A 12,578-nucleotide genomic window follows, 5' to 3' on the forward strand; every position below is an offset into this window, starting at 1 on the left:
GCGAAGGCCAGTGCGAACGCGAATGTGGCACTGGATAGCGCGGCGATAGCGGAGACCCTGCGCCGCCCGATGCGCATTGTGAGCCGGTGCGCGGGCCCTGGTATCAGACTCATCACAATGGCTCCAGGCAGGAACACCAGCGCGATGGAAACCACGTCGAGATCGAAGGCCTTTTGAAGGTGTAGCAGCAACAGCAATCCAATGGCCGCTTCAGCCAGCGAGGTTAGCGCGGTGGCAACCAGCATCGGCCGTAACCGTTGCGTCGGAAAGGCCGACTCTGCCTGTTTCGGGGACGCAGAGGGGCGTCGAGGAATGATTGCGATCATCACCGTCGCGACGAAGCATGCGCCGGAGGCGGCCAAGAAAACACCTTGGAAATTAAGCGAACTTATCAGTGTCAGGCCGGCGACGAAGGCCACCCATGATCCGGTTTCCTGCCACGTCATCAGCTTAGGGAAGGCAAACGAATCTGAGCCCGCCGACTCGCTGACTATAGCTCGCAAAGACACCCAGAACAGTGCACCCCCAAGCCCTCCGAGCACCGCGGAGATAAATGCCATCGCCGGATCGGTAGATAGTGCGTATCCAGCGCACGAAATCCCATACAGCGCTGCGCCAGCAGCTGCAATATTCCGGCGCTCCCACACATCGGCCAGTAGCCCGGCGGGGAACCTGGCAGCAAAGGAGACAAGTAGTTCCGTAGCAAGCAACAGCCCGATCACCGTCGCATCCAGCCCGAGTGCCGCGCCCGCCCATAAGGGAATCAGGAAATCTAGCAAGTCCGCCGGGCCACCGACCAAAGCGGCCGCCCACCTCGCTGAGGATTGGCGCACGGGAGCACTTTTGGTACTTGACGGCGATTTCATGATCCTAGAATACACACGTATTCTAGGATCATGAGTACGGAGGTAAACAAGAGGGACGTCTTTGCCGCATCGGTCCTGGACCTAATAGTCCGCGGTGGCATCCAAGCCGTCAGCATTCGTGCAGTGGCAGCAGATTCGGGCTGGTCCGTCGGAGCCTTGCAAAAGACGTTCTCCACTAAGGAAGCCCTGCTACGCGCCGCCGTCGATTTGGTTGTTTCCCGGGCCGAGGCACGCATGGACGCCATCCCTTTCGACGGAGACCCCGTGGACTACCTGGTTCGCATGATCGAGGAGACGTTACCCCTCGACCCGCTGCGTAGGGTGGAGGCCATAGCGTGGAACGCGTTCGCCGCCGAGGCCGTCCACACACCTTGGATCGCCGACATCCTTATAAGCCAGGACCAGCGGACTTCTGAGCAGCTCGTAGAGGCCTTGCGGACTTTCGGCATATCACAGCCGAAAGCCGCTGCGGCTGGCATCATTGCAGTTTCAGACGGCTTCGCCCTCCGGCTGCTGTATGACCCAAAACAGGCAGAAGAATTCTGCACGGCGCTACGTCCGATCATCAGTCATTTGCTCACCATCTAGGCCGTACCTAACAAGGAATCCCGCAAAATGAACGTCTAGCGGGACGGTATTGGTTCGACGAATTGTGCCTTGATTCTTTATGTCTGCGTAGCCTAACGCCAGCAACGGCCGAAGGCGTGTCCGCCAGATGGGGCATGCAAAGTGGCTTGGATTTCCTGGTGGCTAGCTAGCTCCGCAGCCATTCCAGAACCTGCTGGGCATGAGTGTTGGGTGGAAAGATCGGGTAGAACACGTGCTCGATGGTGCCAGCGTTCACGACCAACGTTAGGCGCGTGTAGAGCCGAGCATGGCCCGGTGCGCTAAAGGTTGGAAGTTTCAAAGCGTCGGCAAGGGAGAACTCTGGGTCTGACAACATGGGGAATGGCAGGCTGAGCCTGTCAACGACCTCACACTGGTAGTGAGGATCCTGGCTTGATAGCCCGTAGACCTCTTCGGCCCCAGCCTCCCGTAGCGTCGCGTGGTGGTCACGGAAATCGCAGGCCTCTGTGGTGCAGCCACGTGCACCAGGAATGGATTCCCATCCATCTGGTAGATCCGCTCCAGGGACACCAGTCAGTGGGTACAGATAGATAATCGACCGGCCGTTTCCGAGTGCCGCGAGGTTTACCGTGCTGCCGTCCGTCGCGGAAAGGGTCAGCGATGGCATGGCAAGCCCCCCTAAATGGTCGGCTGCGCCGTCGTCTTCCGGTATGGGGAGATTGTTGGGAAGGGTCAATGAGCTATCGGCCATGGTTTGGCTCTCTGTTCGGAAGGTACGGGACGCGCCGTGATGGAGTCTTTCGGCTAGGTGCTCGCGTCGGGAAGTCAGGGAGGCAATGGTTCGATCCAGCTCGGCGATGCTGGCTCGATAGGCCGCTAGTGAGGCAGGGCATTCATCGCTGTGTTCATGGCCCATGTCAAGGCATTCGATGAAGGGGTTGGCCCGAGCAGGATTGATGCCGACCCCGGCCAGCACGCGTATTTCTCCGACGACTTTCAGGTCATGATCCGAGTAATCGCGGTACCCATTGGACAATCGATTTGGTTGTATTAGGCCCAGCTGTTCGTAGTAGCGAATAGCTTTGGTCGAGACTTGGGCCAATTCAGCCAACTCACTTATGCGCATTCTTTCCTCCTGCCTTTACCCTAAACGTTGCCCTGAGGGGCAGAGTCAAACTGGGGCCAAAAGACCAAGTTCTACAGCGTCCCGCAAGCCGGTCCGGCTCCGGAACGTTGAACCGCCCAGCTCAGCAGTCGATGCCTGATCGATGGTGCTGCCCGCAGGGAACCCCCAACGGCCCTGAAGTGACTCAACCGGTGGTCGGACCGGGTTTCGCGACAAAGACAACTGGCATCTCTAGTGAGCTAAGCGCGACACCCGCTGGCGCATACGGAGATGCGCGACGTGCGTGTTCGCCACTCCCTTCCGACCAGTCACTAGCGCTGCTCCCTTTTGCTTCTCCATCGAACTCGACGAGATCGCCGCGTTTACACGCCGAGCGCTCGGGCTGCTTTGCTAAAATTCTCCCACTCCAGCCTCAAGGTCGCGAGTTGCTCGCGACCCGGACCGGAGATGGAATAGACCTTGCGTGCAGGACCTGATGCTGCCGGCTCCCAGGTCGCGGAGATTGCTCCGTCTGCTTCAAGCTTCACGAGTGTCGGATACAACTGAGCTCCTTTGATGGGCTGGAGGCCAACCTCAACAAGCGCTTGCGAGACGCCGTATCCGTGTCGGGGCTGACTTTCCAGCACGCTGAGGATCAGCATCGGCAGAGATGTCCGCTGCCAGGCTGCGAGACTCATCTTTTCTGTTCCGCCGGGCGATGGCGCCAGCTCGTGTAGGCGGTGACTATGCCGCTCACAAAGAGGAAGATCATTGCGGGTGATCGCCAAGCGCCAAATGACTCGCTGAACGAAATCAGGACGCACATCAACAGAGGCACCGCCACCTGGAAAGAGCTGCTCCATCGCCACCGGCGAATGGCGGCGCGGTTATCGTCCACGGCCAAGGATCGCGCGAACACGACAGGGTGACCGAACTCGACATAGTAGCCACCTTCGCCCTCATCGATCCCGGCCCGCACGCTGCGCTCGTGCTCCCGAGCGACATCCCCGTACACTCCCTGGCTGCGCATCGCGCCGCGAAAGCGTCTGAGCCACTCATCGTCTGCCCATGCGGATCGAAGGGGGCGCCGAGGAACCAAGCGGGCGACGAGTAGGACAAGAACACCGGGCAAAGCCATCCCGATCATCAGCGCCCAGAGCGGAACCCCTGCAATCAGCAAATAGCCAGGCCCTACGGCCGCCGCGAGCCAGATGCACCCGGCCATGTAAGCAAGACCTCCAGCGCCGACCACAAGAGTCCATCCAGTGCTACCTGCGACAAAGAGCGTCCACGCGAGATTCGCCGCGATCGACACTCCTAGAATGCCGAGCACGATGCACAATGGGCCGAGCTCGACATCAATTTGCCAGACACCGCGGGTCAGCATGACTAGCGCGCTGGAGACTCCTAAGAATGTGAGTGCGGTGCCGATAAAGCTCAGCCCCTGACGAGGGCCGCCACCCTCCGAAGCTGAGACGGCCTCCTCATTGGTGCCGAGGACGCGGACATCCTCTTCGGCGATCTCGCCGGGGTCGCCGAAGAGCACATCGGCGGGGGCATCCGCCTCACGCAAAGCGGAGATCAACTCGCGTGCTCGGGCATCGATGGCCGCTGATGACACTTCGGGCCGCGACACTACAACCATGTACCGAGCCGCCCACGGGCGGTCGCGCTCGGGCCATTCGTCGATCAGATTCATGCGCACTCCAGTATCTAGGTATAGATTATATCTAGATACTGTCTCAAAACTGGTGCAGATACAACACGGACATCACGTACCCCCATTCCGCGATTCGATAGACGCTACTCTGGGTGCACTTTGGTGACTCACCTCGACGTAGCGGCCTGGGGACGTCAGGTGCCGCACAGCTTGGGGTTCGCGACAGGAGAGATAGGTACCAGGTCGGATTTGCGCGGCGACGATGCGCTCTTGGTTGTGTCCCCCCGTAAGCGGAACGCTCAGAGGGACGCACGACGGAATGGACAGACGAGGGACCTTGAAAGGTTAGAACTAGCCAATGACATTTTGCTGAGTGGTTCGTGCCAGAATGCGTTAATGAAACTTAACCAAGAACTCGTCAATGCGGCAATAGAACACATCAATCGTCGCTGGCCGGATGCGGAGCAGGCCGTCGCTGCCGCCTTGTACCTCGAAGATGGACAAATACTAACTAGCATCAGTCTCGACAATTTTAATGCTGCGGCTAACCTGTGTGCTGAAACGGGTGCCATCTGTCAGGCGTACAACATGGATCAACGGGTAACCGCCTCAGTTTGCGTGAGTAAGGCAGCCGGTGAAGACCAAGTTAGGATTCTTGCTCCTTGTGGTCTTTGCCAAGAAAGACTCGCACTTTGGGGGCCTGGCGTTCAAGTCGCGGTATCAGATTCCAGCTCAGCTGGAGGGTGGGCTGCTCGTACTCTGCTTGAAGTCAATCCGTACTACTGGGCCACGGAGTTCACCGATGATGGGGCATGGCCAACTACTGCGGACCACAACGGATAGCCGAAGGTAACATTTCTTTCTCGCGTTATTGGCATTTCGTAACTCATGCATTCCACCGGCTAATACAAGGCCACGCTTTACAAACTGCAAAGCCATGTTGCACTAAGTGGACCATTTGGAGTCGTGCCAGCTTTTAGGTTCCCTAGAAATCAGAGTCTACATCTGTCCCGTAGGCCGGTCCGTACACGTGCCAGTTTGGCTTAGAAGGCACCACTTAGGTCCCAGTGCACATGGTGTTCCACTGGGGAACGCTCTACGGGACGCTGGCGTGTGGGAGCCGTGTCGGTGTCTGACAGGTGAGGACATCCAGTGCGACTGGCGGGGATTGGAAGAAATTTTAACCGCATGCGTTATTCGGTGCAGGCCACAGGCCCGAGGCTTAGGCAACCTCCTGCTCTTCCTCCCCGTGGCGGAAGTGCGCGTGGATCTTTTGGTTGGATGGATCATTTGGCTAACGTTTTGGGCCATTTTCGTCATCGAAATGCAGTTCTCAAAAACGGTTGATTAACTGTCTCTTGAGCTGGTGTGGATGAGAGCTGTGGCCTTTAGTACAGATAGTGGATTAAAATTGTCGTCACCCTTAGAGTGGAAGTGTTAGTGCTTGGGGGCGTCAACATCTTGATGATGTTTGATGGGCGGACCGAGCAGTAAAAAATCTCTTATTCGGTCTAACTGCAAGGTCTCAGAAAATGCGTACTCCCTCCTCTCTTACACGTAGAATCAGCATGTTTGCTGCTGCTCCCATCGCGATTTTGATCGCTGGGGGTATGGTCTGGCAAGGCTCACAGGCCGCGTTCACGGCCTCCACCCGCAATGCGGGAAACTCTTGGAGCTCTGGCAATGTGACCCTCACCGATGATGATTTAGGTGCCGCAGCGTTCACGGTGAACAATATTGTTCCGGGCCAGACCGGCCAGAAGTGCATCGTTGTCACTTCTAACTCCACCGTTCCTGGCGTAGTCCGCGCCTACACGCAGAACCTAGTTCCTTCTAAGGGACTAGAAGCGAAGATCTTCTTCGACCTAGAACCAGGCACCGGTGGCTCGTTCAATGACTGCACTGGATTCACCCCGACCGCCAACGATGTTCCTGAGCTTCCGCTGTCTACATTAGCCACTGTTAATCGGGACTTCGCCACCGGCGGTGCAGAGTGGGACACGGCAGGAGCCCCGGGGGAAACCCAAAGTTACCGTGGTACGTGGCGCTTCGACACCACCGGAATGAGCCAAGATCAGGTCAACGCTATGCAGGGTGCAGTTGTGAGTATCGACCTCGTGTGGGAACTCCAGTCAAACGATTCTCCGGTCATCCCGTAACCTGAGAGCTCATAAATAGTGATCCGGGACAGGACCGGCTCTGTGCCGGGTCCGTCTTGGGTTGCAGAGCTTTTCGCTGCTGATGGTTGGGTGCGTTTTTTGGCAGCGCTCACCTCGCGGTTGTATCTAGGCGTGATGCTTTGCCTTGCGTTTTTTGCCGTAGTACCAGTGCTCGTCGGTTGGCATGGCACCGTGGTGCAAAGTGGCTCTATGGAACCGCACATCTCACGCGGTGACGTAGTCTTAGCGGCCCCGTTAGATGCTGGCAGTCCTGTTCCCATGGGTGGGGTGGTGGAATACCGCAGCCCTGCGGAGGCCGAACCAAGCGGGGTTGAGAAGACCCGTTTGCACCGCATCGTGGGAGAAAACGCGGACGGCACGTTCGTGACGGCCGGTGATGCCAACGTTGACGTTGATAGCACCCCGATCACCAGGGAACAAATTAGCGGACAGGCGCGCTTGCTCATCCCATGGGTGGGACTACCGGGCTTGTGGTTAGCAAGCGGGGACTTCCCCTCCCTTGCCTTATGGTCGCTGCTGACACTAACTGCCGTGGCAGCCGCAGTTCTCGGGGTCACTAACCGCCGGCCATTGGAGGATGTCGGTGACAATGCTCCCCGTGACGACGGAGACGACGGAGACGACGGAGACGGTGAACATGACGGAAATGATCTAAACGACTGCGATGATGATGATGATGATGATGATGACGCATCGGGATTGGAAGAATCCGAACAAATCCAGCAAGCTACGGGTTGGCCCGATGAGACTGTTCCTTCACCTATTCAGAGGTTCGGTGCAGCTTTTGGAATTGTGACGGCTTTGGTTGCTATGACGGTGATGGGAGCCAGCGCTTTCTCCTCGGCAGCATTTACAGCCACTACAGCAAATACTGCTAATATTTTTCGTGCTGCCACCGACTGGGTGCCACCCACGGTGGCTTTAGCGAGCCCCGGGACCACGGTCAGGGAAACGGTGCTTTTGAGCGCTACAGCTTCGGATGCTGTCAGTGGTATCCGTAAAGTAGTCATCCAGTATGCTCTGGCATCTTCCGGTACATGGGTCACCCTGTGCACATCTGAATCCATACCCTATGAATGCGCGTGGAACACGACGACTCTCGCAGATGGCGCGTACCTCCTGCGTGCCACAGCGACGGATAAAACCGGTCTCAGCACCGCGACCGAGCCGATCCGCACGACAGTGGCCAACTCCTTTGCCGTGGTGCTAGCCGATCTAGGTGAAACTGCCCGCGGTACTATCAACCTCAGCACAACTCTTAGTAGCCCTGGAACCATCCCTTACACGGTACGGGTGGAATACTCCCTCGCTGACACCAATAACTGGAAACCGATCTGTCAGAAACTCACAGCGCCTTACAACTGTGCGTGGAATACGACATCGATCGCTGATAACGACTACGACCTTCGTGCCGTGGCTGTCTCTGGAACCAGTACTACATATTCCAATATTGTCCCAGATGTACTGGTGGACAATACTGCACCCTTGGTTTCCTTGAAAGATCCAGGAGTCACGATCCGCGGCACCACCACCTTCGAAGCAACTGCCTCAGATGCGACCTCTGGAGTGGCTCAGGTAGAGGTACAGTATCTCCGTTCCGGCACCTCCACATGGGTCACCATGTGCAGTATGGAGGAAGAACCATACTCCTGTCGATTCGATACCACCACCATGGCTTACGGCACCTACAGCTTCCGTGCCGTTGCCACCGACGAAGCAGGAAATACCTCGCTCTCATCTGCTACTTCTTACCGCACAGTTGATAACACAGTGGCCACAGTCTCAGCAGAAGATCCCGGCGCATACCTTACGGGTACCGTCACCCTTCGAGCTTTCGCCAACTCCACCGCTGGCATCAACAATGTCCGTATTCAAACAGCACCAGCGGGGACCACAACCTGGACCACGCGATGCAGCGTAAATGCGGCGCCTTTCTCCTGTCCTTGGAATACTGCCACGGTGACCGATGGACTATTCGACGTCCGCGCAATCCTGCTAGATGCCACCGGCAAAGAAACCGTCTCCAGCACCATTACCAATCGCCGGGTGGATAACAGCCCCTTGCGAGCAGCCGATATTCAAACCATTAACGGTCCCGGGACCGCCGGCCGAATCGACAATGGCGACACCATGAATTTCAGCTATAGCCAACTGGTGAACCTCCACACCGTGACACCCAGCTGGAACGGAGCACCGGTCCCCGTGACCATGCGCGTACGTGACGGGAATCTATTGGGGCAGGGGAACAGTGGGGACACCATAGACATCCAACGCTCTGGTAGCTCTGTTAACTTGGGATCGGTCAATACCAAGGGAAACTTCGCCAAGACTTTCAGGACTATCTATTTGAACGCAACCATGACTGCTTCAACGGTCACGATCAATGGAATTCCCCGCACCGTTATTAGCGTCACGGTGGGCAGTGTAGCCAGTGGTTCCGGCAGCCTGCGCACGAACACGACATCGGCCAACATGGTGTGGAGTCCCCTCTCCTCCGTACGAAACACCAACGGTGCTGCTTCATCCACAACACCAGTGACAGAGACGCCTCCCTTGGACCGGGACTTCTAATCTCACAACTTCAGCCGATCGGAACGCGGTACGGTCAAATCCATTAAGGATTGAAAACTCAAGATGCAACATGAGTATCCCGCAGAGGGCCAGGGAGCCGGTCAGGCGCCGGGTGGTCGGATCGCTCAAAGCATCGACGGCAACGATATCGATGGCGTGCCCACGCGGGAACGCTCAGTGGGACAGCATTTTTTCGAACAAGAGGTTGGGTTCGTCGTAGTAGGCGTCGGTGACACCGAGCGGCTTCATTCATAGGCGTTGGCATACTCGTTGTGAGGGTGCATTGAGCGGATCAGTAACTGCGACGACGGAGTGGAGCCCGTTGTTCGCTGCGTCCGTCATGACAGCACTGGCTGCTTCAGTTGCATAGCCTGCGCCTTTGGCGTCGGGATGTAGATGCCAGCCGATCTCCACGGGAGCTTCATCTTCTACACCTGCCGAGAGCGGGATCGGTTTGAGCAGGATATTCCCGATCAAATCACCCGATTCGCGAGAAGTAATGATCCAGATCCCGTGAACCGGGTCGTCAATAGCGCGACGACGAATGATCGATTGGACAGCTTCGGAGCGATCCGTCATCGGCTTAGCCTGAGGCCCGAGGAATCTAACAGTCTCCCATCGGGACTCTAGGTCAAATAGAAAGTCGGCGTCGCCTAACTCCCATGGCCGCATGATCAATCGCTCGCTGCTGATAGTTCGCATGTGTCAAGTATCTATTAGGACTACGCCAGAGTCAGTGAGCCCAATTTCATGTCCCCCATAATGGTCTGTTTGCCATTCTTAAGACTCGTCGGCGCAGCACTCCGGCATCCGTAATCGAAACCTTCTGCGGGACAACAGTACGGCGCGAACCGCAATCGTCTGAGTCTGCTGCCGCTTAATGGCCGGCCTTTGTATATGGTGACTCCTGAGTGGGAAACTGAGCACAGGTTGGCGTCGAGGCCGATGCTCATCCCAACTCGCCTAATGGAAGAAGTATGCATGATCTCGTTGTCCGCCGCAGCTGGCATCGTTCTGATCGAGCTTGGGCTCGCACTCACACCTGGGCCGAACATGATGTACCTGGTCTCGCGCAGTATTAGCCAGGGATGGCGCGCCGGGATGATGTCGCTCTCCGGTACGGCAGTTGGCTTCGCCGTGTATATGGTGATGGCAAACCTCGGGTTAGCAGCGGTGTTCCTCGTTGTCCCGTGGCTGTTCATCGCACTGAAGATCGCTGGTGCGGTCTACCTCCTCTGGCTTGCTTACAAGACGCTTTGTCCGGGAGGGAAGTCTTTGTTTGAGACCAGCGAGCTTCCGCGCGACTCGTTCGGCAAGCTCTTCCGTATGGGGCTCCTGACGAATCTTCTTAACCCAAAGGTCGCGATCCTCTATCTCGCGCTCATCCCTCAGTTCATTGACCCCGCTGCTGGCAGCATCGTGGCGCAATGCTTTCAGCTCGGTGCGATCCAGATCTTCATAGGCGTCGCGGTCAACGGTGCGATTATTGTCGCCGCAGGTTCAGTCGCAACATTCCTGCAGCGTAAGCCGACGTGGATGCGGTGGCAGAAGTTGGTAACTGGCACGCTTCTCGGTGCGATCGGTGTGAAGCTCGCGATTGATGCTCCTGCACCAGCTGTAGCCCCGTAAGTCGAACACATTTCGGCACAGTGCGATTCATTCAAGGAGGGTGGTCTTTAGTCTGAGTAAGCTTTGATGCTTGGTCGCTTTTACAAGTCGGTGCGTCGAGGAATGACTGAAACCAGTCGCTCCTGAGCATCACTAATTATTTTCGCCAGTTGCGGTTCATAGCCTGAATAGTCAGCGAATCGCAGAACACCATAGGTAAGCACCGCGTCCGCTACCTTGAGAATTTTAGTAATAGCCAGGGGGTCAGGGGCCCTATCAGTTTCATATAGGCCAGGCAGTATCTCTTTCCCGGGGTTTACAACTTGCAGCTCCAACGACGGCCACCTCTTGCCGTGGGCTGATCCTGCCGATGCTCGCCATAGGCGTTCAACCACGTCCGGGTCGGCCAGATCAGCATCCACTTTCCCTTTAACAGCCACAGTTGCAGCGGCTTCTTTGACGATGGCCATGTATCCCGGGAACCGTCCTATGTCTTTCTCGCTTATGACGGACTCAAGCCTCTCTAGTACGACTTGGCGGGCTGCCTTAAGGCGTGCCTTTCGTTCATCGCCCATTGCGGCCTTTCGCTGCTCGTCTAGATCATCGAGTAAGAGGCAGATATGCCGCCGGGCGCATTCACGCGCAGATTCGCCGTTCATCATCCAAACTGCCTGCGAAGCAGCCTCGATTGCAGCACGGGACAGAGTTTGAACTGGACGGAAAGTATGGGTTACCTGTGCTTCCTCGTCGAATCGAAGAGGTGCCACATGATCTGCCCACATTGTCATGTGTTCGATACCAGCAGTTAGAAATTCTCGGCACCAGTCGGAAGACCGTTCGGGAGGGTAATGAGCGTTGACGACGTCAAAATTTGAACCGATCTTAGGCTCACCAATCTGCGCAAGAATATCGAGCAACAGCCGCGACGAGTGGGCCACTGCAACCCAAGGCTCAATAGTGGATCTGTCGATTGCAATTCTTGTCATGGTCATGGGCTCACCCTATGCCCTCTATCCCATGGTCGTCAGTTCTGCTCAAGTCCAGTTAATTCAGCAGCGTCACACGTCTACCGAACAGACCGCGTCGCAGCGTGTCCCGCAAGCCGGTCCCTCACCGGACGAACCATCTCCTGACCTGCGGTTATGTGATGGCGGATTTTGGACTGTCCCGTAGGGGTGGCCCGGTGAGCTGTCCGGTGACGGGGCGTCGTACGGTACGGGCTAGGTGTCTTTGAGTGTCGTTCAGCCGAGTGGGGGAGTGGGTTGGGCTTCTTGGGTGTTCTGCATGGACTTTGGTGGGATGAGTGTTTGTGCGCGTCGGTAGAAGGTAGCGCGGGACATTCCAAGGTCGCGGGTGACTTGGGCTGTGGGTTCTCCGCTCTCTATGAGGCGGATGGCATTCTGGATTTGGCTGTCGGTGATGCGGCGGGGACGGCCACCGAGGTCTTTGCCTGCTGCTCTGCGCTTATTAATGGAGTCGGTGATGCGTTCGCTTTTAATATCGTGTTCCATTTGTGCCAAGGCGGCCATGATGGTGAAGAGCATCGATCCCATGGGTGTTGATGTGTCTACATCGCCGCCGCCGAGGTTGAGAACGCGTAGGCCCGCGCCCCTCTTGTTGAGCTCTTGCGCGAGGGTCAGCATGTTCTGGGTAGATCGCCCGAGTCGATCCAGTGTGGTGATTACCAAGGTGTCACCAGCAATCAGAGCATCGAGTGCCCGGTCGAATTGAGGCCGCGATGCTCTCGCTCCAGAAACGCCCTGATCAATATAGAGGTCATCTGCCCGGACGCCGGCGGCGAGAAGGTCAGCTTGCTGCCGGTCGGTAGATTGCTGCTTCGTCGATACGCGCGCGTAACCGATTAATTTCCCCACAGGGCACTCCAATGTGTCTCATAACTAATAGTGAACACACTAATTCAATCAGATAGTTTCGAGACATAGTTACGAGAAAAAATGGTTGAAGGCAATTCCCTGTGATCTTGCAGGATTTGAAGCATGCGCCTGGGGGAGTCGGGGGTA

General features: G+C 56.9%; 13 protein-coding genes. 6 read left to right on the top strand and 7 right to left on the bottom strand.

Going from position 1 to position 12,578, the window contains the following annotated elements:
• A partial coding sequence (locus tag CXQ93_RS15405; RefSeq protein ID WP_146073235.1) for an MFS transporter occupies nt 1-866 on the bottom strand: 866 nt, incomplete at its 3' end.
• A gap of 30 nt (nt 867-896) precedes the next feature.
• Here CXQ93_RS15405 and CXQ93_RS15410 point away from each other — a divergent pair.
• Nucleotides 897-1,454, top strand: coding sequence for a TetR/AcrR family transcriptional regulator (locus CXQ93_RS15410; RefSeq protein ID WP_104111320.1), 558 nt, complete (start codon nt 897-899; stop codon nt 1,452-1,454).
• 166 nt (nt 1,455-1,620) lie between these two features.
• On the opposite strand, the gene CXQ93_RS15415 is transcribed toward CXQ93_RS15410, so the two are convergent.
• The 3 genes from CXQ93_RS15415 to CXQ93_RS15425 all read right to left on the bottom strand — a co-directional run bounded on the left by CXQ93_RS15415 (nt 1,621) and on the right by CXQ93_RS15425 (nt 4,237).
• Nucleotides 1,621-2,559, bottom strand: coding sequence for a MerR family DNA-binding transcriptional regulator (locus CXQ93_RS15415; RefSeq protein WP_104111321.1), 939 nt, complete (start codon nt 2,557-2,559; stop codon nt 1,621-1,623).
• Between the two features lie 362 nt (nt 2,560-2,921).
• A complete protein-coding gene (locus tag CXQ93_RS15420) occupies nt 2,922-3,236 on the bottom strand; it encodes a PadR family transcriptional regulator (protein ID WP_104111322.1) in 315 nt (104 codons plus the stop codon).
• The gene (locus CXQ93_RS15425; protein WP_104111323.1) at nt 3,233-4,237 is read right to left on the bottom strand and encodes a hypothetical protein; all 1,005 of its coding nucleotides are present in this window, start codon (nt 4,235-4,237) and stop codon (nt 3,233-3,235) included. The genes CXQ93_RS15420 and CXQ93_RS15425 overlap by 4 nt, the downstream gene beginning before the upstream one ends.
• A 357-nt stretch (nt 4,238-4,594) precedes the next feature.
• Here CXQ93_RS15425 and CXQ93_RS15430 point away from each other — a divergent pair, with 357 nt between their 5' ends.
• The 4 genes from CXQ93_RS15430 to CXQ93_RS15445 all read left to right on the top strand — a co-directional run bounded on the left by CXQ93_RS15430 (nt 4,595) and on the right by CXQ93_RS15445 (nt 9,204).
• Nucleotides 4,595-5,041 (top strand): cytidine deaminase, encoded by a 447-nt coding sequence (locus CXQ93_RS15430; RefSeq protein ID WP_104111441.1) that lies wholly within the window; start codon nt 4,595-4,597, stop codon nt 5,039-5,041.
• Between the two features lie 725 nt (nt 5,042-5,766).
• Complete coding sequence (locus CXQ93_RS15435; RefSeq protein ID WP_104111324.1) at nt 5,767-6,357, top strand: hypothetical protein; 591 nt, start codon at nt 5,767-5,769, stop codon at nt 6,355-6,357.
• A gap of 210 nt (nt 6,358-6,567) precedes the next feature.
• The gene (locus tag CXQ93_RS15440; RefSeq protein WP_146073236.1) at nt 6,568-8,949 is read left to right on the top strand and encodes an Ig-like domain-containing protein; all 2,382 of its coding nucleotides are present in this window, start codon (nt 6,568-6,570) and stop codon (nt 8,947-8,949) included.
• A 63-nt stretch (nt 8,950-9,012) separates the two neighbouring features.
• Nucleotides 9,013-9,204 carry a hypothetical protein gene (locus CXQ93_RS15445; protein WP_104111326.1) on the top strand — a complete coding sequence of 64 codons (192 nt, stop codon included), beginning with the start codon at nt 9,013-9,015 and terminating at the stop codon, nt 9,202-9,204.
• Here CXQ93_RS15445 and CXQ93_RS15450 read toward each other — a convergent pair.
• Entirely contained in the window at nt 9,199-9,651 is a 453-nt protein-coding gene (locus CXQ93_RS15450; RefSeq protein WP_104111327.1) for a GNAT family N-acetyltransferase, read from the bottom strand. The two genes, CXQ93_RS15445 and CXQ93_RS15450, sit on opposite strands and share 6 nt — an antisense overlap.
• Before the next feature lie 279 nt (nt 9,652-9,930).
• Between CXQ93_RS15450 and CXQ93_RS15455 the strand changes: the two genes are divergently transcribed.
• On the top strand, nt 9,931-10,578 hold the full coding sequence (locus CXQ93_RS15455) for a LysE family translocator (protein ID WP_104111328.1): 648 nt from the start codon (nt 9,931-9,933) through the stop codon (nt 10,576-10,578).
• An 80-nt stretch (nt 10,579-10,658) separates the two neighbouring features.
• On the opposite strand, the gene CXQ93_RS15460 is transcribed toward CXQ93_RS15455, so the two are convergent.
• Both CXQ93_RS15460 and CXQ93_RS15465 read right to left on the bottom strand, forming a co-directional pair.
• A complete protein-coding gene (locus CXQ93_RS15460; protein WP_104111329.1) occupies nt 10,659-11,549 on the bottom strand; it encodes a hypothetical protein in 891 nt (296 codons plus the stop codon).
• A 249-nt stretch (nt 11,550-11,798) separates the two neighbouring features.
• A complete protein-coding gene (locus CXQ93_RS15465; RefSeq protein WP_104111330.1) occupies nt 11,799-12,431 on the bottom strand; it encodes a recombinase family protein in 633 nt (210 codons plus the stop codon).
• Nucleotides 12,432-12,578 lie beyond the last annotated feature (147 nt).

This window comes from Arthrobacter sp. N199823, assembly GCF_002929705.1.
Taxonomy (GTDB): domain Bacteria; phylum Actinomycetota; class Actinomycetes; order Actinomycetales; family Micrococcaceae; genus Specibacter.